Source organism: Bacillus timonensis, from assembly GCF_000285535.1.
Taxonomy (GTDB): domain Bacteria; phylum Bacillota; class Bacilli; order Bacillales; family Bacillaceae_L; genus Ferdinandcohnia; species Ferdinandcohnia timonensis.
This window is the reverse complement of record NZ_HE610986.1, coordinates 656015-678867: the sequence shown is the minus strand read 5'-3', so window position 1 is coordinate 678867 and position 22853 is coordinate 656015. Positions and strand designations below refer to the sequence as shown.

Annotated in this window: 17 protein-coding genes; 10 read left to right on the top strand and 7 right to left on the bottom strand. The window is 36.9% G+C overall.

Going from position 1 to position 22853, the window contains the following annotated elements:
- Positions 1 to 18 precede the first annotated feature (18 nt).
- The 4 genes from BTHG_RS11950 (at position 19) to BTHG_RS11935 (ending at position 4071) form a co-directional block, all read left to right on the top strand.
- A complete protein-coding gene (locus tag BTHG_RS11950) occupies positions 19 to 1869 on the top strand; it encodes a zinc ribbon domain-containing protein (protein WP_010676976.1) in 1851 nt (616 codons plus the stop codon).
- A 149-nt stretch (positions 1870 to 2018) separates the two neighbouring features.
- The gene (locus BTHG_RS26785; protein WP_157256186.1) at positions 2019 to 2168 is read left to right on the top strand and encodes a hypothetical protein; all 150 of its coding nucleotides are present in this window, start codon (positions 2019 to 2021) and stop codon (positions 2166 to 2168) included.
- Positions 2169 to 2182: 14 nt separating this feature from the next.
- Positions 2183 to 2902 carry a TraX family protein gene (locus BTHG_RS11940; RefSeq protein ID WP_010676975.1) on the top strand — a complete coding sequence of 240 codons (720 nt, stop codon included), beginning with the start codon at positions 2183 to 2185 and terminating at the stop codon, positions 2900 to 2902.
- 32 nt (positions 2903 to 2934) lie between these two features.
- Positions 2935 to 4071 carry a M15 family metallopeptidase gene (locus BTHG_RS11935; RefSeq protein ID WP_010676974.1) on the top strand — a complete coding sequence of 379 codons (1137 nt, stop codon included), beginning with the start codon at positions 2935 to 2937 and terminating at the stop codon, positions 4069 to 4071.
- Positions 4072 to 4212: 141 nt separating this feature from the next.
- On the opposite strand, the gene BTHG_RS26780 is transcribed toward BTHG_RS11935, so the two are convergent.
- From BTHG_RS26780 to tagU, 4 genes are all read right to left on the bottom strand, one after another.
- Entirely contained in the window at positions 4213 to 4386 is a 174-nt protein-coding gene (locus BTHG_RS26780; RefSeq protein ID WP_157256183.1) for a hypothetical protein, read from the bottom strand.
- A 348-nt stretch (positions 4387 to 4734) separates the two neighbouring features.
- A complete protein-coding gene (locus BTHG_RS11920) occupies positions 4735 to 5976 on the bottom strand; it encodes a hypothetical protein (protein ID WP_010676973.1) in 1242 nt (413 codons plus the stop codon).
- Positions 5952 to 7409 (bottom strand): tetratricopeptide repeat protein, encoded by a 1458-nt coding sequence (locus BTHG_RS11915; protein ID WP_010676972.1) that lies wholly within the window; start codon positions 7407 to 7409, stop codon positions 5952 to 5954. The genes BTHG_RS11920 and BTHG_RS11915 overlap by 25 nt, the downstream gene beginning before the upstream one ends.
- A gap of 312 nt (positions 7410 to 7721) precedes the next feature.
- Positions 7722 to 8678: a polyisoprenyl-teichoic acid--peptidoglycan teichoic acid transferase TagU gene (tagU, locus tag BTHG_RS11910; RefSeq protein WP_010676971.1), complete on the bottom strand. Its 957-nt coding sequence runs from the start codon at positions 8676 to 8678 to the stop codon at positions 7722 to 7724.
- 185 nt (positions 8679 to 8863) lie between these two features.
- Here tagU and BTHG_RS25860 point away from each other — a divergent pair, with 185 nt between their 5' ends.
- A complete protein-coding gene (locus tag BTHG_RS25860) occupies positions 8864 to 10699 on the top strand; it encodes a cell wall-binding repeat-containing protein (RefSeq protein ID WP_010676970.1) in 1836 nt (611 codons plus the stop codon).
- Positions 10700 to 10855: 156 nt separating this feature from the next.
- Here BTHG_RS25860 and BTHG_RS27655 read toward each other — a convergent pair whose 3' ends face one another.
- On the bottom strand, positions 10856 to 10987 hold the full coding sequence (locus tag BTHG_RS27655; protein WP_269719492.1) for a hypothetical protein: 132 nt from the start codon (positions 10985 to 10987) through the stop codon (positions 10856 to 10858).
- Positions 10988 to 11288: 301 nt separating this feature from the next.
- On the opposite strand from BTHG_RS27655, the gene BTHG_RS25855 reads away from it, so the two are divergent.
- From BTHG_RS25855 to BTHG_RS11880, 4 genes are all read left to right on the top strand, one after another.
- Positions 11289 to 13553: an Ig-like domain-containing protein gene (locus tag BTHG_RS25855; RefSeq protein ID WP_010676969.1), complete on the top strand. Its 2265-nt coding sequence runs from the start codon at positions 11289 to 11291 to the stop codon at positions 13551 to 13553.
- Positions 13489 to 14784 (top strand): cell wall-binding repeat-containing protein, encoded by a 1296-nt coding sequence (locus BTHG_RS24825; protein ID WP_010676968.1) that lies wholly within the window; start codon positions 13489 to 13491, stop codon positions 14782 to 14784. The genes BTHG_RS25855 and BTHG_RS24825 overlap by 65 nt, the downstream gene beginning before the upstream one ends.
- A gap of 239 nt (positions 14785 to 15023) precedes the next feature.
- Positions 15024 to 15830, top strand: a complete 807-nt coding sequence (locus BTHG_RS11885; RefSeq protein ID WP_010676967.1) for an SGNH/GDSL hydrolase family protein — start codon at positions 15024 to 15026, stop codon at positions 15828 to 15830.
- Between the two features lie 152 nt (positions 15831 to 15982).
- A complete protein-coding gene (locus BTHG_RS11880; protein WP_010676966.1) occupies positions 15983 to 16549 on the top strand; it encodes a hypothetical protein in 567 nt (188 codons plus the stop codon).
- 38 nt (positions 16550 to 16587) lie between these two features.
- Here BTHG_RS11880 and BTHG_RS25850 read toward each other — a convergent pair whose 3' ends face one another.
- Positions 16588 to 20019 carry a cell wall-binding repeat-containing protein gene (locus BTHG_RS25850; protein WP_010676965.1) on the bottom strand — a complete coding sequence of 1144 codons (3432 nt, stop codon included), beginning with the start codon at positions 20017 to 20019 and terminating at the stop codon, positions 16588 to 16590.
- 306 nt (positions 20020 to 20325) lie between these two features.
- Here BTHG_RS25850 and BTHG_RS11870 point away from each other — a divergent pair, with 306 nt between their 5' ends.
- Complete coding sequence (locus BTHG_RS11870; protein ID WP_010676964.1) at positions 20326 to 21297, top strand: hypothetical protein; 972 nt, start codon at positions 20326 to 20328, stop codon at positions 21295 to 21297.
- Between the two features lie 238 nt (positions 21298 to 21535).
- Here BTHG_RS11870 and BTHG_RS11860 read toward each other — a convergent pair whose 3' ends face one another.
- Positions 21536 to 22657 carry a heparan-alpha-glucosaminide N-acetyltransferase domain-containing protein gene (locus tag BTHG_RS11860; protein ID WP_010676963.1) on the bottom strand — a complete coding sequence of 374 codons (1122 nt, stop codon included), beginning with the start codon at positions 22655 to 22657 and terminating at the stop codon, positions 21536 to 21538.
- Between the last annotated feature and the right edge of the window lie 196 nt (positions 22658 to 22853).

Here is a 22853-nt window from a genome sequence, read left to right as displayed (position 1 = left end):
CGAAAAGGAGAAGATGAAATGAGATTCTGCACATCATGTGGAGCAAAGAAGATAGATGATACCCCATTTTGTAATGAGTGTGGGGCAAAGTTTGAAGATGTGAAAGTGCCACAAGCAAAAAAAGCAGTCAATACACCAGGTATTAGTGCCTTATCATTAAAATCAAAAATAATAATTGGTGCGGTCTTAGCTATCCTTATTCTAGGATTTGGTTTATACAAGCTGGGGGAATCCATGACTGATAGAACAAAACTACTTGCGTCATTTACGGAGAATCTTGATAAAGGGGATGTGAAAGAATTAGTTAAGATGTTAGATACCCCTGACGAATCGCTTGAAGTGACGGATCAACATGTCAAAGAATTAGTTGAATATTTGGAAGAAGATCCTTATCTAAAAGAGGAACTTATTGCCCAACTAACTGCAAATTCTAAAGCAGGTGGTTTCAAATTGGACCCAGCTGAGATGGAACAATATGGGATGCCGCAATTAATCACTTTTGAAAAACGAGGAAAGCATTTCTTTTTGTATGATAACTATGATTTCGTGTTACAAACGTTCCCACTAAAAGTTAATACTAATTATGATGACTTAACTTTCTTCATTGATGGAAAGGAAGTAGAGTCAAAAGTGCTTGAGGAAGGTTACATTTCATTGGGGGATATGCTGCCAGGTGATTATGAGATAAAAGCCGTTTTGTCTTCAGATTTTGTTGAATTAGAAAAAGAAGTAAAAGTCGGTCATTTCTCATCCTCTTCAATCGATATGTATTTAGATATTGATTATGCCCGCATCCAATCAAATGTGGATGGCGCAAAGGTACTTGTGAATGATAAAGACACAGGGATTAAGGTGACAGGAGATGAAGAGGTAGAAATTGGTCCTGTATTACTTGATGGCTCAATGACGGTTAAAATTGAACAAGAAACACCATTTGGAAAAATGCAAAGTTCAGCAGTGCCAATTGATAGCGATTATCTAACGGTGAATTTAAGCCTGACAAAAGAGGAAAAAGAAAAAGTAACCAACCAACTAGTTACATTCCTGACATCAGTTTCAAAGTCACGTGTGAACGGGGACAAAGACTTAGTAGAAGGCCATACCGATTATCTTCAAAAGGAATTAATCGATCCCGTTGATGATCAATATTGGTCCTATAGTGGATATTTATCAGATATTCGTGTAAACGAGGATTCATACTATCTAGGAAAAGAAGACGGTAAGTGGATTGCTGGCGTTGAAGGAATTGAAACGTGGAAAGAGCATAACTACAAAGATTATTCAGGCACAATTGAATCTGAGGATATATCAAATTCGTTTTCGTATGAATTCGTTTATGATGAAAAAGAGAAGAAATGGGCTGTTAACTATTATGACAACATTTCAGATGTAGATGAAAGTAAACTAGCGAAGGTTAAGTTCGATGTGGCTGCACAACAAAAATTATTCGAAGCATCTCCTGTTTTTAAAGAGGTTAAAACAGAGATGAATCAAGATGGGATTGCACCATTTGTTGAAAATTTTGTCTATACATCTATTGATGCGATTAATAACCGTGAATTTTCCTATGTATCAGGTTTGATTGATCCATCTTCTTCAGATTATTTAAAAGAAACATCTAACTACATTGATTACCTTGAAGAGAAGGATATTACAGAAGACCTACTTGATATCGAAATTGTGGATATCAAAGAGAAAAGTGACACCACTTTCACTGTGTCAACACATGAAAAATATCATATCTATTATAGTGATGGTACTGCAAAATATAAGGCATATAATTCAAAATATGATGTCAGATCAACACCGGATGGGTTTCGTATGTATAAGTTGATTGATACGAAAGAAGTAGATAGTGAAGATTTATAGTTGAGCATTTCAAACAAACGAGGCGGACATTTAATTGTGTACCACCTCGTTTGTTTTTTTAATGAAATTTGTGAAGATAAAGCAAAATTAAGTAAAATTTCATCTATTGGCTGAAATAAGGGCGTAATCAATCAAGGAGGATACACTAAGTGGCAGTTGCAAAAGTCACTTGGTGTATTCTTTTTTTACAACTTTCCTTGCTTTTGCAGCGAATCTTTCCTTTTGTTCCACAAGAGAAAATAAAAAAGGAATTTTACACAAATACTACTGTTTATAAGGTTGAAGCCCAATCAACATAAAAGCGAGGGATATTATGCAATACACTACATACCAACGAGATCTGACAAAATCCACTACCTTTCCTCAGGATTTGTCTTCTAATGCATTAAAGTATATAGCACTTATTGCGATGTTTTTTGATCATTTTTTTGCGGGCTTTCTTCCACAGGAAACGGTAGTTGGGTTTATTTCTCGTATCCCTGGAAGGGTTGTTGCTCCTATTTTTTGTTACTTTATTGCGATGGGATATTTTTACACATCCAATATTAGAAAGTATATTGAAAGACTGGTTATATTTGCAGCTATCTCTCATTTTCCATATGTACTATACTTTAATTTGTCATGGTGGAAAACAACGAGTGTCATGTGGAGCTTGGCCCTGGGTTTAATCGCTTTGGCGATTGTAAAAAGTGAAAAACTGCCTATGTATGCGAAGATAGGTCTAGTATTCCTATGTTGTTTACTTGCGTATCCCGCGGATTGGAATTTCGTTGGTGTGCTGTGGATTGTCTTTTTTGGAATATATCGAGGACAGTTGAATAAACAAATCATTAGCTTTGTGATCATCGGGATTTTTGCACATCTCATTCCACAGATTATCAATATGGGCTGGCATCATGCCTATCAAATCGGGATATTCCTGGCTATCCCGTTACTACTTATGTACAAAGGTAGACGCGGTCAGAAATCTACCCTTTTAAAATGGGGATTTTATATCTTTTATCCATTACATTTAACCGTTTTTATATTATAAAATATATTATTTATGCCTGAGGGGGAGGGTATATGTCTAAATTTAAATTATTTGCACTGCTATCATTTTTACTAGTACTTGCAGCTTGCTCAAATGATGTAGCAAAAGTTGAAGAATCAGTAGAAGCAGCGGCGAACGTTCAAGAAAGCGCGCCACTAGAAGAAGAATTAAATCCTATCCCCACCCCTGTCAAATACGAGGGCGATTTGGAATTACCTGTTCATGGGGCAACCGGTTATACTTCTGTAGATTTAAACCTAAAGACTTCTCCCGATTTAAACTCTGAAACTACTGAAACACTAAAAGCTGGTACAGGTTTTGAGGTCGTAAAAGAAGAAGGAAACTGGTGGTTCATAAAAAATGCGACATCAAAAGGATGGATTGAAAATACCTATTGTTTCATTAATCTTCCAGACGTGATTCCTTCCATCATTTACAATAACACAAATACGTACTCCTCCAAGTTCGTTTCTTCCGGAAAAGCTATTCCGGGAATAACTGGAGAAGTTTTGTACCAGGGAAAAACTTTTAATGAGAGACTTGGTAAAGAAGAATTTATTGTGCCTGTATTATATTCAATGTCAAAAAAGATAGCTCTCGCACAGCAAGAAGCATTAGCAAGTGGTAATACGCTGGTCATTTACGAAGGTTTTCGACCTAATTCCGTTCAAAAAGCAGTGGTAGAGGCACTGACTAACGTTGCTAATGAAGATATCGAAGTGATGGCTGGCATCAACACGAACCCATGGAGCACAGGTTGGTTTATTGCTCGAAACATCTCAAATCACCAAATGGGCTACGCCATCGATGTAACATTGGCTAAAGTAGATTCAAAAGAGGAAGTAGCCATTGGTGAATATTTAGTTACGGACGTTACAGATTACACGGAATATACAATGCCAACAGCAATACACGAACTAAGCTTGGCGTCTATTACATTTACGAAACCTGTTCCATCCTCATCTCCGACAGCTTGGAAAGATGCAGTGTTAGCAGATACAATGAATGATTCAGCCATTGCACTTCAAACGTACCTAACCAATGCTGGCCTTACGCCACTAGCTTCAGAATGGTGGCACTTCAACGATCTAGACGCAATGAATGCCACCAAACAGAACCCAAGTGACGGAGAATACGTACTAACTGAATGTTTGAGCGTAAGCCCTTAGTGGGACAGGGGGACAGGTTATTTGTCCCAAGCCATTGGGTGGGTCAGAGGTTTCTCGTCCTAATTCTTTTAAACACCTTATTTTACTTAAGGTGTTTTTATTTTTGCCTGTTAATTTGAAGGTTGCAATTGCAGTTGGTATTTAGTCATTATCAAGGTCTTTATCAAGAAAAGAAGGTTTCTTATCTTCTTTAATTCCTAATTTTGCTTTTATTTCAGTTAAATCTCTTATTATTGTTTGGGTATTTATCCAAGCTGCAATAGAAGCAAAAATAGCTAAAACTAATACTAGTAAGATTAGAACATTTACAACCAATTTAGCCACCTCATGAAATGTCTATTTTTCCTAATATTAACACAACTAAATATGTATTTTTACAAAATGTCTAAAACATAAAAACAGAATCATATTTTATATAATGATATTCTATTTCGGAATAATCTGTACTAATTGAGAATATTTATTTCAAACAAACGTTTGTTTAGAGGTTTACCCCAATTATCATACTAATTCTGAATTTCAATCAATCGCTTGTTTGGATTGATTTCAGAGAGCGGAAATCGGCTGTTATAGTATATATTCACTTACATAATATTATTGAAGAATAGAAATAAGGCACAACGAGCGGTTAGAAATTAATCGCTTGTTGTGCCTGTTGTGTGTTTAGTGAGAATGGGACACGGAACCTGTCCCCATGTCCCGGAAAGCACCCATGTCCCTTCGGCCTTTTTTCCAAATTTGTTCGTACTGTACGAGTCTGGTTTCGAATAATTTCAATGGGTCGTAGTAGACTTCTGGGTTAGCTTTCATTTTCGCTAGTGTTTCTTTGTCTTGTTGGACTCGGTTTTCTGTTTCGTCTATCGCTCCAGAGAGTTCGTGTAAAGGTTCCTTATAGAATAACCCTACATCTTGCTGCAATGACTTTTTGAAAAAGTTGAATTGCTGCCAGAACTTTGTTTGGATGGATTCAATTACGTCCGAGTATGAATTACTTTCCACATAGCGTTTGTATTGGTTGAGCATGTAGGATTGCTGTTTTTGCGGAAGCAGTCCTAACACTTTTCCGGCACCTTTTAGCAACACTTGTGCTGGGTTGTGGCGAAGCATAATGTTTTCCTTCGCAATTTGAACTTGATAGGTCATGCGGCCAATATCTCGACGCCAATCCTCGATCACCTGGAAATCACATTGCAAGTTGAGTTCTTTTTCAGGATATCCTTCCGCGAGTGACTGAGTCATATCATCTAAGTACTCCTGGGTAGCACTTAACTTTTGATTTGTATTCTCGATCCACTCTTGAAGCTTTTCAGAGAGGCTCGGTACAATCTCTTGAGCAAATAAGCTTTGAATCTCTTCATTCATTTTTTCATTTAACTCAATGTGTAGTTGGTTGAGATTACTTTCCTCTGTTACATATTTCGAGCAGCCTGAAAGAATTTTCGGTAACTTTTCTGAAAGTTGCTTATTGGTTTCTTCCATTACCTCTTCAAAGGAATCAATTAGTTCTTTACTTTGGCCAGTTTCTTTATCGTGAAGACTGTTTTTAAAACCAGTTAATCTCGTTATGAATTCTTCATTGTGCGCGATAACTTCAAGAAGCTTGTTTTCTGCATCAATCCGTTTTTTCAGCAAACTAGAAATCACTTTTCTAAGTAAAATGAGTATTTTACCGACCCGATTTTCGATACGGAAGCTAGCTTTTATATCACGTAGTAAGTTTCCATTTCTAACGGAATGTATAACCGCATCCGGGAAGAATTCCTTAATCTCTTTTTCAGCAGATGGATGTGGTAGTACAAAATGGACTGGCGTATCTTTGGCACTTTGTTTTAATTGTGCGAGATAATCTAAATCATTATCTGAAAAGGTGTCAGTGTCATTTACAAACAGGACTCCATCAACCACTTGTAAGTATCCAAATGTTTTTCTTTTTCTTGAAAGTACTCTTTTAATCCAGTTGTATTTAATCGAAGTCCCGACTCTTCCAATGTAGAAGACGGTACTGTTGCCTCTACAACCGAATCAGGATTGATGATTTCACCGAATTCAGATCGTGAAATATCAGCTGTATCTGATACTTCTCTTAGTTCCCTCGTTGGTCCGTGATGGATACTTGTAAAATTGGAAAGCGATGGCGTTAAAATTTCCTCTCCTAACATGGAGTTAACAAATGAAGCTTTCCCTTTACCAAGGACAAGGATGTTTGTTGCTTCTTTATCAAATAATTGATGGAAGCCCCATACTAACCGATTGCTTGCTTCGATATTATTCTTTTCAGCCCAATCGATGATTGTCGTCATAAAGTGGTACGTTTCATCCATTGAAATTGGATGATGGTGCGCATTTTCCAAGACAATCTCAGCTTCTTTGACGATGACAGTCTTGAAAGCTGAAGGGAAGATATCATCCCACGCTAAAATGGCTGTTGCTGCTTTAAGGCCATTTGATGCATTGGTTGTATTCAGCCAATTGATAAGCAACTTCGGCATCAACTGTCCGATATCTCGTAATAAATAATCTCCAGTTGTAAGTTCAATGTATGCTTCCTCAAATAATTGAATGATTGTATACCAGGACTCATACGGGTTAATTTCTAAATCCTTCATAATTTGAATGACAGAGTGTAACCAACTTAGGTATTGTTCTGTATGTTGGTAGTTTTTCCATATGGCCGCTAATAGCTGTTTAAATCTAGCCTGGTCAAGTTCATAAAGATTTCGTAAAAGGGAAACGAAAGTGTCAGGCGTAAATGAACTGCTATGACCTGCCTCACAGTAGTCAATAAGAGTGTCAAACCAAGCTAGGTCTAGTGTCCGTTCAGCTTCATTGATTGCAAGTTCAACAGCATTTTTCCAATCCTTTTGTTCCTCATAAAAATGCTTGGCAATTGTAGTAAGCTCGGGATAATCAGGATTTCCATCAATCGCTTCTTGCAGAACCCGGTAAGCTGCATCAAGCTTGTCATCCTCAAGATAGAGTGAAAATAAGCTCAACGATACCTCACTTGTCAGGATTTTATTTTTTGTAATAATTGAGCCATACACTTTTTCAGCATTTGAAAGCAATCCAAGCTCATAATAGGCATCTGCAATATTTTTCTTAGCCCATGGTTCTAAATCATTGTTAATGTTCTCCCATTTGTAGATGGCAGCCTCATAGTCTTTATAATGAAAGTAAATTTCTCCTTGCGCAAAGCGTATATAAGACAGGTCATATAGTTCCTTTTCCTGCTCTAGGATATAGGCTTCACCAAGAACCTCTACAGGATGTCTCTTATCAGTTTCAGGTAGTAACGTTTGATAATATGTTTTCGTAATAAACTCATGCTCTGATGTCATGTGTAAACCTCCATTGCTGGGGCAGTTGGTTTGGTCCACCTGTGGGTCAGGGGACAGGTTCCGCGTCCCAGTTCATACTTGTCTGGTGGTGATAAGGGGAATGAATCGTCCCTTCCGGATATAGATATACCATATCACAAATATATACGATGTAGGGGTGCGAAATGTGTCGGTTGATGTAGGGAATCTTGTAAGAAAAGAGGCAAGAGAAAGACAAAAAAATGCAAGGTACAAATAAAGAATGAAAAAATTCCTGTTGTACCTTGCACTTATTAAATCATGGAACCAGGAGAACCGTCCCTGTGGTCCCTTTTATTTTTGTGTTACAGTTTCACCGATTTGTAGGTGTTCTTTTAGCATGGAGGATAGGGCTGTGCGCTCTTCGTCGGAAACGATGTAATAGTAGATGCCATCTATTTTGGTCCCTTGTCCTTTTACCATGGATTGTTCTATATTAAATCGAGCATCTTTGTAGTTCTTTTGTATATCTTTCATTTCATCGAAACTCATGTTAGTTTGTATATTATTTCCAAGCGCGGAAAGGATGTTACCAAAATTAGTTAACGTTGAAAAACTTGCCCCTTTATCGATAACAGCCTTTATAATTTGTCTTTGGCGATCTTGGCGTCCAAAGTCACCCCGTGGATCTTGTTTCCGCATCCGTGAGTAAGCTAGGGCTTCCTTTCCGTCAAGTGTGATTTTTCCTTCGCCAAATGTGTAGTTTCCTGCTGTAAAGGCAAGGTCGTTATTTACGGTAACTCCACCAACCGCATCAACTATATCTTTAAAACTTTCCATATTAACCTGTACGAAATAATCAATTGGAATGTCTAAGAAGTTTTCAACTGTATCCATCGCCATTTCAGGTCCGCCAAATGCATAGGCATGGTTAATTTTATCTTCAAATCCTTTTCCGATAATCTCTGTCCTTGTATCACGAGGAATACTAACCATTTTGGTTGATTTGTCATGTGGATTAACAGTAAGAACGATCATCGTATCAGAACGCCCACGGTCGCCAGGTCGTTGGTCAACCCCCATCAATAAAACCGATATTGGTTCCTTTTCTGTAAATTCAACTACTTTTTCACGTTTCTCTGATTTATCACGATCAATTGGCTGATGCATTGTATCTACTGTATTTGCAACGGAATGATATAGATAAAAAGCATAGCCTCCAATTCCCACAATAAAAATTCCAATAACACTAGCTATACTTATAAGCCACTTTTTTGTTTTGCTCATCTTTTTCCTTTTTGTTCTCTCCATACCTTTTCTCCTTCTTGTATGAAAATGTAAATTCTATAAGATTATAGTCTTATTTCTTCAGTATGACAATAGGAAAAGTCAAAGGTTTACATTTACCTGAGAATCCCCAAATATTCCCTAATCCTTTGTTAATTACTATATAAATGGTAGAATTATAGATAACTATAAATAATATAGGAGGCAATATGAGAAAAATAGTTAGTTCTATCATGGTAGTTTTGTTAGTCATAAGTTTTTTTCCAGGACAGTCGTTTGCGGCAGAGACTCAGGAAACGGAGTTTTTACAAGTTGACTTGGTCCCATGTCAAGAGGACGGGGCAAGGATTACGTGTAGTGATATTAATAAAATGCTAACCGAAAGTGCAATTGAACGTGGTATTCCGCCAGAAGTGGCAAAGGCTATTGCCTTTCAAGAGTCAACGTGGAGACAATGGACGGATGCCAAACAAACGATACCGAATGTCCAAGATGATGGTGGCATAGGCATCATGCAGGTGACGGATAAAGGGTATGATGAGGAAAGGCTAAAAAAGGATATTCAATATAATATTGATACGGGTTTAGATATTCTAAATGAAAAATGGGAGTTGGGTGTTGAAGGGTATATCCCAACCATTAACGACAACTCAAGAGATGTGATTGAACATTGGTATTTTGCTGTACTAGCCTATAATGGTTTAGTAGAAAAGAATAGTCCGCTTTTTAAAAGTGATGGTAGTCCAAATACAAAAGCGTACCAAGAAGAAGTTTTTAATAGGATTGAACTTGATAACAACAATATAAAACTAGTAAATCTTCCATTTACTAGAGAAGATTTTAAATATGAACATGGAGATGATAGTGTAATACTTGAATTCAACAAAAAGCACTATCAAGTTCCAGGACCTTTAACAAAATCGAGACAGCTATTCTCTAATGGTGATAAAGTATACACTGTCACTGGGACGGTCTTAAGAGACGCAATTGCAGGTGGTAAAGGAACAGCACTTAGTAAAAGGCATGTTGCCGAAATCATAGACTCAACGATTTATTATGATACATCTAGTCAATCACCAGAGCGCCATTGGGTCCGCTATAAAGTGAAACTAGATGATAATCGAACTGGGTATGTGGCATCAGGTACAATCGAACCAATTACGTCAAGATTATCTGGTTCAACTCGTTTTGATACAGCTATTGAAATCTCAAAATCTGGTTGGCAGGAAGGCGCCAATACTGTTGTTCTTGCGAAAGGTTTTGACTTCCCAGATGCATTAGCCGGTGCGCCATTGGCATCTAAATATGATGCTCCGATTTTATTAACACATACAGATAAACTAACTGCGTCGACTAAAAAAGAAATTAAAAGACTAGGAGCAAATAAAGTCATTATTTTAGGTAGTACGGGTGCTGTTAGTAAAGCGGTAGAAAATGAACTTCGTACCACGGTAAAAGAAGTGAGGAGAATTGGTGGAGTGGACCGCTTTGAGACTGCTCAATTAATTGCGAAGGAATTGGGTTCAAAGACAGGAAAAGCTATTGTAGCAACAGGCTTTAATTATCCGGATGCACTAGCGGTTGGTCCATATGCTGCGCAAAATGGAGTTCCAATTTTATTAACAAGAGCTGACAGAATTCCAAATCCCACAAAACAAGCATTAAATGGGATATCAACTATTTACGTCATTGGTGGAACAGGTGCCGTAAGTAATAAAGTAGTAAATCAATTACCAGGTAAGGTAACTAGAATATCAGGTAAAGATCGTTTCGAAACGGCGTCTGCAATAATTAAGAATTTTAACTTTGGTGACCAGCAAGCTTTAGTTGCAACAGGTTATAACTTTGCAGATGCTTTAACCGGTGCTGTACTCGCTGCCGATAAAAATGCGCCACTATTATTGGTGAGGGATGGCAAGGTTACAGAGCCGATTGAAAGTACGATTGCACAACGGAAGATTCGTGAGTTTATCCTTCTTGGAGGGAAAAATGCTGTAAACGTTGATAATGAGTTGGCAAAATTAGCAGTAAAAAATATTCGCTAATGAACGAATAGGGGCTGTCCGAAATAAGAGTCACATCGAAATACGTGTATGCGTAAGGGGTGCCAGACTCTTATCGGGGGGCCTCTTTTTTATTCTTATACGAACTATAAACGTAAAAAAACGACAAGTGTGTTTTGTCGTTTTTTGGAGTAATACTCAAATATTGTTTGTTAACATCGTTACTAGTGCGCTTATCGCTATAACTGCTATTGGAACTAAGCAGTATAGTAGAACTTTGTTTCTCTTCCTTCTTCTATCAGCTTCTTCTGGTGTAAGAAAATTATGCAAAATAGTTCCTCCTTGTAATTGATAGTTATCTAAAATGAATTGTATTAGATAACATGTCCCCTTTTTTTATATTGTCCTTATTAATAGATTTTCCATTTTTACATACCAAAAGTAGTATCGGCGAAATTTGTCGAAAATGTAATAGGAAAAAAGAACTATTTTTATTCGTGAAAAAAGTTTATTGATGCTAGATAACAAGCTTTTTAACTTTTTTCTGGTAAAATAGTAATCTTCATACAATATTTTCTAGTTGTATGGTAATATACTTCTAGTTCAAAAGAATGAGGAAGGATGTCGAAAGATGAAGAAAGTTATTGTTTTATTACTTGCGCTTCAGTTGTTAATGGGACCCTTGGTGACAAGTGCACAAGGTATAATGACTGATGATACTGAAGATGAGCAAAACATATTTGCGAATATGAATATTAAAGATGAACCGATGCCACAAGTTGGTAAAGATTTAAATTATCTTGATCCAACAAGTTATCCAATTATCAACAAGGGAGGGGCGATTGGTGCTTTAATAGATAGTCATAGCATGAACCATTATCTCCACTTTTTAGACATTATCCCATCTACTTATGGTCCAGATTACATGACGATTCAATTATTCTATCAAACTACAGCTACTATTGAAAAAGACGCTATTATAACAATTGAATATTTTATAGAGAACGCCAATACTTTAGAATACCTTGGAAATAGTGAGTTTAATACTTCCAGCTTTCAAGCAGCTACATTAAATTCAAGTTTACCTATCGTTTATTTCGAAACACAACCTTATATTTATATGAAAGTTGGAGTCTCACAAACTGAATATGACAGTTATTATGCAGATTCTGCTACTTTTAAGGTTACTAATCCATATTATTCAGCGGGTGATGATCAGGCTGCTCCCGACAATCGATATGCGGTGATTAGTAATGAATCTACAAGTGGAGAATATGCACAATCAACTGGAACTTTTAATGTGAAAGATATCCCTTATACATTTGATAGTCAATTAAAGCAAGGTGCCTATCGAATGGATGCAAATATTCCATTTGATCCTGCAAGTGAAGATGTTAATTTGTTTCAAAAAAACTCCAAATCGATTTTCCAATCATATAGTGTAGGAGAGAGTAAATCCTTTTGGGTAGTCAATTTACAAACAAATGGACATTCAACAATTAATGCAAGATTGGCATACAGTGGCTCGAAAGCAAATGTTTGGGTACATAACAATCAAATTTCCGATGCTGAGGCAGTGACTCTCGGGAAGGAATTTGATAATAATATCTATGAACCGATTACTTCTCATTTTGCGAAAGAATCTGATGTGAATCAGGATGGGAAAATTAACATTTTAACATTTGATATTCAAGATGGATTTACGGGAAGTGGGGGATATGTTGCTGGTTATTTTTCATCTAGAGACTTGTACAATACTTCCTATTCCAATGAGTCAGAAATTTTTTACATTGATACATACCCAACCATGGGATTTAATTCATCTAAGGATGTATCACAAGCATATGGCACATTAGCCCATGAATTTCAACATATGGTCAACTTTAATCAGAATGTACTCGTAGAAGGAAATGACTATATGCCGACATGGCTAAATGAAGGATTATCTGAAGCCGCAGATCAAATATATTCTGGCAGTGGACTTTCAGATAGATTAAATTATTATAATACATCAGCTTCTATTCAAAATGGACATTCACTTCTCTATTGGGGTGGAGATACGTTGTCCAATTATTCATTGTCTTATTTATTTATGCAGTATATAAAAATCCAAGCTGGGCAAGGAAATCGTATTTTTAAAGAAATAATGGAAGACTCAGCAAATGACTATTATGCGATTGAAAATATTGCTAAAAAATACATTAGTCCAGATATGACTTTTGGAAAGTTAATGACAAACTTTAGAATTGCATTGCTTTTAAAAGAACCAACGGGGTTATATGGCTTTAAAGGGGATACGTTCTTTGATGCACTTAAAGAGAAAATTTACAATGGAAACTATGCAGCATTAAGGGGTGGAGGATCCATTGTTACGACCTTCAATTCAGAGGAAGGTTTTAATGTCCCAGCTGATAAAGGTACAGATATTACGTACACATTATTAGAAAAGGATCAAGGCGATACGACACCTCCTGGAAAGCCAGCAGTGAATTCGGTTGATGATACTGATACATTAATAGCTGGTACTGCGGAAGCTAACGCAATTGTGTACGCGAAGGTTGGGGGAACAGAAATTGGAAGGGCAACTGCCGGAAGTTCAGGTAATTTTACAATTGCAATTTCAAGACAAAAAGCAGGGACAGTAATTGATGTGTTTGCAGAGGATTCCTCTCAAAACGTGAGTGAACCAACAAGAGTAACGGTCGTAGATGCGACAGCACCAGCGGCTCCACAGGTAAACCGAGTAACCGACCAATCCACAACAGTAACGGGAACAGCCGAAAAGGGTGCAAAGGTAACCGTTAAAGCTGGAACAAACACGTGGACAGGGAATGTTGATAGCCAAGGCAAAGTTTTCAGTTGCCATATCAAAACAAAAAGCAGGAACAGTGGTTGAAGTAACAGCGAAAGATAATGCTGGAAATGTAAGTCCAGCTACAAAAGTAACGGTCGTAGATGCGACAGCCCCAACGGCTCCCAAGGTTAACGGTATTACAGATTTAGATGAAGTGCTAACTGGAAGTACTGAGGCTTCTACAGTTGTTATCGCAAAGGTAGCAGGCAAAGAAATCGGTAGAGCATCAGCGGATTCTAAGGGTAAATTTAGTATGGTTATCAAGAAGCAAACAGCAGGCACTACAATCGAAGTTACTTCGACAGATAAAGCAGGTAATGCGAGTGCTTTGACAAAGGTAAAGGTAACAGATAAACGTCCACCTCTTGAAAAACTTGTTGGTAAAACAAGATATCAAACAGCGGTTCAGGTTTCACAAGCAGGATGGTCAAAAGCCGACACGGTCTTACTTGTAAACGGCGCAGCAATTGCAGACGGTTTAACAGCGACACCATTAGCATCCGCAGAAGATGCACCAATCTTATTAACGAGAAAAGATAAATTACCAAGCGAAACAGCACAGGAAATCCAACGACTTAAAGCGAAAAAGGTTATTTTAATTGGAGGAACAGGTGTTATTTCAGATGATGTAAAAAAAGCTCTAACTTCAAAAGGACTCAACGTAACACGAATCGGTGGAAAGAGTCGATATGATACGTCATTACTGATTGCTCAACAACTTGATAAATTGGTTGATGTTCACACTACCTATCTGGCATATGGCTTTGGAGAGCCAGATGCATTATCAATTGCGGCCCAATCCGGCCAAACGAAACAACCAATTATTTTAACAGAAAAAAAATCAGTACCAAAAAAAACGTATCAATGGCTGAAGGCAGAAGCTTTAAAGTCATCGTACTTTATCGGGGGTACGACTGTTGTTGGACCTGAGATCATTAATGAAATGAATAAAATCACAAGTCAAAATGTACTTAACAATCGACTAAGCGGAAAAACGCGTCAAGTGACGAATGCACAAGTCATTCAAGCGTTCTATAAAAATTCAGAAATGCAATCTATTATGGTTGCACACTCAGATACTGTAAAACTAGTAGATGCACTTTCAGCGGGTCCTTTAGCTGCAAAATGGAAGGTACCGGTGTTATTAGTTTCTTCAAAGGTAGACAGTTCACAATCAAAAGTCATTTCAAACTATAAAACGAATCAAGTTCACCAAATCGGCGGTGGAATTGATGATAAAGTACTAAATCAAGTAGTAGATTTAATGAATTAACTGATTGTTTTAGGAATCAAGGATATTTGACTTGGTTCCTCTTTTTATTTTTCAAAGGAAGAGATTTCGGGTTTGTTTTGATGTAATTGGGGAAAACCTTGTTTACATTTTGTAAAATAACAACGCATTCCAACAATTTCCGTGGAAATATTACAGGAAATGTCTAAAACTACTAAAAAGAGTACGCAATTTGTTGTATAATCTAAACTAGGAATCTTGTGTTTCGAGGAGGTAATGGCTTGAAAAAACTAATAGTTATCTTTGTTTCCGTTCTTTCGTTAGCAGTAATTATAGCGGGAAAGGTTCATTGGGATAGTAAAATTGAAGCAACCACTAAGGCAGAGTCACAGCTAAAAAACTCGAAAGCTGAAGGAATAAGTGGTAAAGATGCTTCGGATAAGAAAAAAGGGGAAACACCTAAAGAAGATTTAATAGCTTATACAAAGAATTTACCTGAGGAAGTTGTGTCGAAAATTGAATTAGCCATTCAATCAAAAGAACCGCTAAAACTTGTAATTATGGGGTCAGCGTCTACACCAGAAGATCCAAACGGATGGCCGACATTATTCAAGCAGGAGCTAGAAAATACATACGGTAAGGATGTATTTGAGGTTTCGATTCATGAATATCCGAATCTTACCTCCGAAACAGTTGTAACAGAGGAATTATACCAAGAGGTTATTGATCTTAAACCGGATGTTCTATTACTTGAACCCTTTATATTAGCCGACAATGGTTTGGTAACAATGGATGATCGGTTAGAAAATCTTACGACAATGCTTACTGATTTTTATAATCAACTACCAGAATTAACAGTCTTGCTACAGCCTGCAAATCCATTATTGAAGGCTACTTATTATCCGAATGAGGTACAAGAATTAAAAGGATTTGCCGAGCAAAATGGTTATATTTATTTAGATCATTGGACAGCTTGGCCTGATCATCAAACGGATGATATAGAGGATTATCTGGTTGATGGATTGCCTAGTGAAAAAGGGCATAAGGTTTGGGCAGACTATTTAATAAACTATTTTGTAGCTAAGTAGACTTTTGGAAACGGCTTTTTTCTGGAGCCGTTTCTTTTTTTATAGTTCAAAATATCTGTGTACAAAGTCCTGTAGGATAATATAATATGGAAGTAATTGCAAATCAAATGTCTATAAAGATGATTCTGTTCATCATCGGTTAGGAGAGTACTATGAAGATTGGTCTTATTTCTAGAAGTTTATTTATAACAGTTTACTATATTGTTCTTGGTAGTCTTGCATGGTTGAGTAACGCCAGAAAGGTATTGTTTATGGACGATCCATTGGTTATCTTGGTCGTATCCCTTCCGTTGCTCCCCATAATCTTCATCCCTATTATGTTTTACAAACACCGAATTGTCATTTATCAAAAGAAAATGGTATACATAATGGGTCTGAAAAAAATGTCATACTCGTTGGAAGGGATCCGAAGTGTCTATCGGAAACATGTCAGACAACATGAAATTGGGGAAGGGTTCCAACGATTCCCGTATGTGACTTTTGAATATCTTTCTGGTAAAAAAGTATACCTTCCATTTTCTTTTCTTTCTTTATCCAAAAATACGAAACTATTACTTGACCAAATCCAAAAAATGAATCCAGATGTAACGTTTGATCAAGATACATTACTAATTAAAAATGGGAAAGACCATCCGATGAACAAGGTTTTTCGTGCGATAATTCTTGGTGCTGGAAGTGCTATCTATCTTTTTATTATCATACTCGGTTTAATCTCCTAAAAAAGAAGGAAGACGATTTAGTCTTCCTTCCTACCATTTTATTCATATGTTTTTTCTTCTAGTAATGAATTCCAAACTGCAGGTTCGATACCAGGGTTGTTACCTACACTTTGAATAGTTGAATATTCTCCATACATTTCATTAATAGGTGTAATCGTAGTGCCGTTTAAATCAAACACTTTCCACACAGTACCAGTTTGGTTGGTAGGTGCGTAGAATGTTTTGACTAACTCATTACCGAAGTAGACATCAACTTTTGCTCCTGAGTTCGAAAGACCCGTACTAGTCTCATTGTAACGATTCGTGTAATCACGAACGTAATAGCTGTATGTCCCAGCTGACTGTTGATTAATCGTAACTGTTTCAGGACCATAGGATGTTACATCATCTCGGTCTAAATTCGCGATTAATTGGCCACCTGAATAATAATTTTTATTTCCAAAATAAATATGGAAGCGATCATTACCATTTACAACTGGTCCAGTTAAGTGTGAATCTAAGTCCCGAGGTGTGTCTCCCCATGTCAAGATAATGGAAATTTCTCCATCTGCAAGAATTGGACGTAATGTCGCATGATAGTCATATGTTTCTTGTCCACCAATTGAAATTACATCAATATACGTTTTGTTGAATCCTTCCTTAGATACTTCAGCCGTATAGTAACCAGCTTGTAGATTTTCAACTACGTATTCACCATATTCATCCGTTTGAATTGTTTTGACAACCTCACCAGAACGCACATTATGGCCTTTGCGGAGTTGGACTTTCGCACCCTCCAGCTCATCCCCGTTCAATGCATTTATGATAATACCGCCAATTGAACCTGGGGAATTGACGTAGTCGTTACTTAATAACCTCATTTTCGGGTTATGTTTAACCTGATTGCTATCAATCTCTACATTGTAATACTGTAGCTTTGAGTATCCATCTTTTGTATAAGTAACATCATAGGTGCCATTAAAAAGTTTAATTTCATATTTTCCTTCGTTATCAGATTTTAATGTTTTTACAGGGAAGTTGTCCTTAAGGATTGTAACATTAACATCTTTTAAAGGAAGGTCTGTAACAGCATCTTTAATTTCACCCTTTAATGTTCCGGAATTTACACAGAACTCTTGTTTGTTGTTATAGATTGGTAGAGTTCCAATTTCAAATTCCCCTTCACGTCCGGCTTCAATGGACCAAAGCTTTACAGCTAGTCGATACTTTACTCTTGATTGTAAACTGATATCAAAATCATTCGATACACAGCCGTCTTTTTCAACTGTTCCATTTAATAAATTAAGTTTGAGATATCCTTCGCCTTTAGCGGTATTGCTCATGTTAAAATCATTTTCTAGAACTGCTGGTAGAAGTCCACCTACATTTAGAGCGACATCTGCTCCATATTTTTTAGTAAGTGCAATGGCACCTTTTACATCTCCGGTTACTTCATTTTTTACAGGTGTCACATTCCAATATGGGTCAAAATCATCTGATTTTTTGTCCCATTTGATTCCCATATTTGTTTTGTCCGTTTTGACATAGCCGATGTGTAGATCGATGTTGAATTTTCCTTCTAATGTAGTCGTGATGAATAGGGTAATTCCAACCGGTACCTTTTTGTATCCACCATCCCCAAGACCGGAACCTTGTACAACAACTGGCCCAGGTACAAATGTGAAGCTAGCTAGAGATAATCGATCATCTCTTTCTACACCTTCTAATTGTACCCATGAATCGTCGTCACCAATTCCGTAATTGGTATTGTTTTTAAGTCCGTAAATACCTTTCAGTTTTCCTGTAAGGTCCATCTTTGCTGTTGAGTTATAAGTGATGCCAAAGTCAAAACTTTTCCACTTCTTTGCAATCTTCGAACGTTTTACATCTGCAACGGGTTTAATTTTATCGATTTCAAATGATCCGGATAGGGCTAAATCTTTTTGAGTTGAACCTACCACAAAATCACTATCGTCCTCACTACCTGTGCCAGCATCTGAATCCGTTTTTGGTTTAAGGAGCGAGTCTAAATCCAAATTAAAAGATAAATACATTTTGTCGGAAGATGCTAAAAATTGATTAGCCTGTTTAAGTTGGTAAAATTCCTCCATTGATTGAACAGTCTGATCGCCAACTTTTAAGGAAACACCGTCTTCTAAATTCATATCCACTAATTGATCAGTTGTAAGATATTGGTCAAGTTGAATATTAAGTTCACTAAACACATCTTCTATAGCAGGTTGACCCACTTGTAATTGAAGTTGTCCGTTACTCGTTTTTGTGGATTTCATTACCTGAACGATCATTCCAGTAGGATTTTCTTCACTTGGAGGGAAGAAAACTAAATCATCCTTTTTAAAGGAGAATTTAGAAGCATCTTTGATTACGTATGTAAGTGAACCATTATCTCCTACTGTTACATTTATCGCATTTTTCTCAAATTCTGTTGCTTCTTTCTCGGTTAAAAATTTAGCCTTGGTAGAGACTTCCCCTCCACCGATAGTACCCTTGAAAGAAACCAATAATTTTTGTAAATCAGTAATGACTTTCTCTTCAACCACACCTTTACCACCAAATACTTGGAAGCTATTTACCTTTTGTTGTGGAAATACAATGTTAAGACTATCAGGTATAGATGATTTCTTGGTTAGTAGAATACCAGTTTTGTTTTTAGCTGCTAATACCGAACCGGTTAGTGCGTCAGGGAAATTGGCGCCTGTACTAATATAGATTTTCTTGTTTTCGTTATACAATTCACGAACGATTGTAGAGGCAGTTTCGTATCTATCCTTACCTTTGATACGAGTAGCATTTGTGAATTTTTTCTCGATTGATGGATCAATTGCATTGGTTCCACCAATGATTGTTACTGAAGAGAATTGTTTCGTATAGTCTAGAACCCCATTGTCAATCTTCTTTGGAGCAGTTAATAGAATTGGAACAGAATGTTCGGAAGCATAAGGTGCAATTGCAAGAGCATCCGGAAAGTTTGCGCCTGTTGCTAAGACTACTTCGTTTTTCGCAGGCTTTAATTCCTTTGCAATTTGTAATGCTGTTTGGTAACGTGTTGCTCCAGAAATTCTTTTAACAGTAATGCCCATTTTTTCAATTTCTTTTTTTACACCATTGTTAATCGCTCCCTCTCCACCGAGCAATATAACATTTTTAACTTTTAATCTTGTTAATTCAGCTTTTGTTACTGAATTTAGCTTATCTGAGCGCGTTAACAAGATAGGAGCGTTCAGCTTAGTAGCCAACGGTGCACCGGATAGTGCATCTGGGTAAAGATCCCCCCGAGCGATAACTGCAGTATTCGAGCCGTTTGCCCAACCTGTTTTGGAGATAGTTACTGCTGTTTCATAACGGTCTCCACCAGAAATTCTTGCATTATTTGCTGCAAGAGTTTGTGCATTTGTGTCTTGAGGTGAGAGGCCAAAAAACAATAATGCAACAAATACAATCTTCGATAAAAGAATTGCTATTTTCTTCAAAATTACCCTTCCCTTCAATAATTTTACAAAAACATATTGCTATATTACTATATTTGGGAGTAAAGTTCCATATATTAGTATAAAAGTAATGGATAAAATAGCAGAAAACTTTGATAAATAGAAATTTCTTGATGGTCTAAACCTAAATAATACATTTTTAACAAGGAACGACAGAAATCGACAAGAGTTTTCGAGTCTTGTAGTTATAATTTACTAGAAAAATATTACTGCATTTTCATAGGTATTCTTGAATGGAAGATAGGAAGATTACTTTCAAGTGAATAAAGTTTAAGGGGGAAAGCTTACATGAAAGGATTATTAAAAATCTTTGCAATTCTGCTCGTAATAACCTCGTTAATCGCTTGCTCCGCTAAAGAACAAGTGACGGAGGATGAGAAGTTGAGTCAGGTCGAGGAAGGACCTATAGAAGAAGTAAAAACACAAGAAGTGGAAACTACATTAACAAGTGTACCCGTCATGGTAGGAGCTCATCCTCGGTGTTGTGTTGGGATAGATGTTGTACAAGCGGAATATCAAACGAATCCAAACCTTCTGATTATGGATGTTGAGCTTCGGAACCTTTTGGGGAATGAAGAGGGGTTTGAATCGACAACCCTTTATTTAGGATATAGTGATCGGAATGTCGTTTTTAGATTATTGACAGATCAAGGTGTGTATGAAGGTTTTTTATTTGACAATGACATTCTCAAAGTTGAAGAGAAAAAGAATTACGAAATCATTTTCCCAGAAGTGAAAGGAAACTTGTTAGGGCTCTCCATTATGCAAATATTCGAAGAGAGTCAGGTGAAAGATGGAAGTTATCTTGATGACAGGGATGGAGATTTCGCCTATTTAGAGGAAATTAATGAAGATATGATGAAACGAATTGGAAGAGAGATGTTTGATAAAGCAACGAGCCTCGAGCTAGCTAGGACAGAGGAAGAGGCGTGGGAGATCCAAAATACGATTTTTGACCGTAATTACCCACCAGAAATTGCTGATATTCTCCTACAAGAAATTACATATGGAGATTATAGTGACTATGAGATTGAATATGTAAATGAACAGGTTGAATTTAAGGACCAAAGCGCTCTCATTCAATACGAAGCTCAAGTAGAAATTACCCTTTATGATAAGAATGGAGTAGCATCTCGAACAAAGGGGTTTGGTGTTTCCTCCCTTATTGGGATTTTACCTGATACAGGGGATTATTATTTTGCAGGACTAAACTATGATTATCTAACTGGTACGGATGTTTATTGGGATGTAGGAGAATAAAGTGGTTTAGTAAAATAAGTGAAAATTTTATAAAAGGGATGTCCTTACGTCGATTCTCCGACCACTTGGACATCCCTTTTACTTTATATGTTTAGTTCTTTTTTTCTTTTTTCTTTTTACGTTTCATTTTGTATTTCCAGAGTTCTCTCACGAAAATAATAGTTAATGATACAACTTTGGAATAGAAGAGAAATTTTTTCATGTTTCCTCCTGACTGTATCCCTATGCAAATTTATTGCTACACCCTAAAATACCACTTTACCTTGTGAAGAGCAATGGCAATGATTGTCCAGAATCCCAGCATAAGGGTAGCATATATCAAAGCTGGATTGGAGCTTGTTTGCTCTAGCCAACTAAATATAACCTGGTACAAAGTAATAGGTTTTTCATCTCCGTTAATGGAAAGGTTTCGGAGAAGTGAAAAGATAATGTATTTACCAAAATAAATGAGAAACGCATTTCGTCCAAATGAATCTAAAATCCAAATAAGACTATTAGAAACCGGTTGAACAAATGGTGACGTATACTTTCGATCAAAAATAATATGTAATAATGCCAGTAATAAGGAGGTAGCTCCAGCAGTTACCAGTCCAAATGAAGGTGTCCAAAGGCGCTTTCCAAAAGGGAGAAAGGCTTCAACCAGAAATGCGAGTGCAAGTAATAGAACACCATGAAGTAAAAGTCTCCATCCAGCCCCTTTTTCTTTGTAAAGAATTATGATTCTTCCAGCAGCAAACCCCAAAAGTACATTCCCAAGTGCGGAAAAGATTGCTGGTATTCCTTCAGGATCAAATCCTCTCTCCCCAAGGCTATAAATATGTGATTCTCCAAAAACAACTGGGTCTACTAACCAGGACGGATTACATCCAGGTTGTGGTAAGCTTCCTTCACATGTTTGTCCCATGTATAAGAGAATGGCCCCGTAGATACTGAAAATAAGGAGGCCAACCAGGGAAACCGTAATCGGCCTCTTGATAAATCTAGTGATCAACACTGTTCCAATTCCGAGTAATGCATACATTTGGAGAACACCAGTAAAACGTAATGTAGATAAATCAAAAGACCAAGCAACAATGATATTGAAAAGCAACCCAAAGAGAATAAGTTTAATGGTTCTTGAAATAAACCTTTTCCATTTTACTCCCTTCTGATAAGCAATGGCCATTCCTACTCCAAAAACTGTAATAAAACATGGGAGAATGAAATCTACCAAAGTAAGGCCATACCATGAAGCATGAGTAGCAAAATCGTAACTACCATAAGGCAGACTACTTAAAAAGACTGAGAATACAACTATAATCCCCCGAGCCATATCAAGAGAATGAATTCGACTTCTTGCACTATTGTTCGTATTTTTCATCATATATCCTTTCTTGGGACATGGGGACAGGTTTCTTGTCCCAGCAGCCAAAATAATTACACAAGTTGAGTTAGTTACTCGAATTTTAAAGAATCATAGTGGATATTTCCTATTCATAAAAGATAATAATGTGACATTTTTCCTGTTTTTTCAACCATTTTTTACAAAATATTATATAATATGTAGGAAATGGGTG

Bases quoted from the DNA above. Each gene is read 5' to 3' on its own strand.
- BTHG_RS25855 (WP_010676969.1), top strand. From the start codon at position 11,289: ATGAAGAAAGTTATTGTTTTATTACTTGCGCTTCAGTTGTTAATGGGA.
- BTHG_RS11870 (WP_010676964.1), top strand. From the start codon at position 20,326: ATGAAAGGATTATTAAAAATCTTTGCAATTCTGCTCGTAATAACCTCG.
- BTHG_RS25860 (WP_010676970.1), top strand. From the start codon at position 8,864: ATGAGAAAAATAGTTAGTTCTATCATGGTAGTTTTGTTAGTCATAAGT.
- BTHG_RS11880 (WP_010676966.1), top strand. From the start codon at position 15,983: ATGAAGATTGGTCTTATTTCTAGAAGTTTATTTATAACAGTTTACTAT.
- BTHG_RS11860 (WP_010676963.1), bottom strand. From the start codon at position 22,657: ATGAAAAATACGAACAATAGTGCAAGAAGTCGAATTCATTCTCTTGAT.
- BTHG_RS11935 (WP_010676974.1), top strand. From the start codon at position 2,935: ATGTCTAAATTTAAATTATTTGCACTGCTATCATTTTTACTAGTACTT.
- tagU (WP_010676971.1), bottom strand. From the start codon at position 8,678: ATGGAGAGAACAAAAAGGAAAAAGATGAGCAAAACAAAAAAGTGGCTT.
- BTHG_RS11950 (WP_010676976.1), top strand. From the start codon at position 19: ATGAGATTCTGCACATCATGTGGAGCAAAGAAGATAGATGATACCCCA.
- BTHG_RS24825 (WP_010676968.1), top strand. From the start codon at position 13,489: ATGTTGATAGCCAAGGCAAAGTTTTCAGTTGCCATATCAAAACAAAAA.
- BTHG_RS11915 (WP_010676972.1), bottom strand. From the start codon at position 7,409: ATGACATCAGAGCATGAGTTTATTACGAAAACATATTATCAAACGTTA.
- BTHG_RS11940 (WP_010676975.1), top strand. From the start codon at position 2,183: ATGCAATACACTACATACCAACGAGATCTGACAAAATCCACTACCTTT.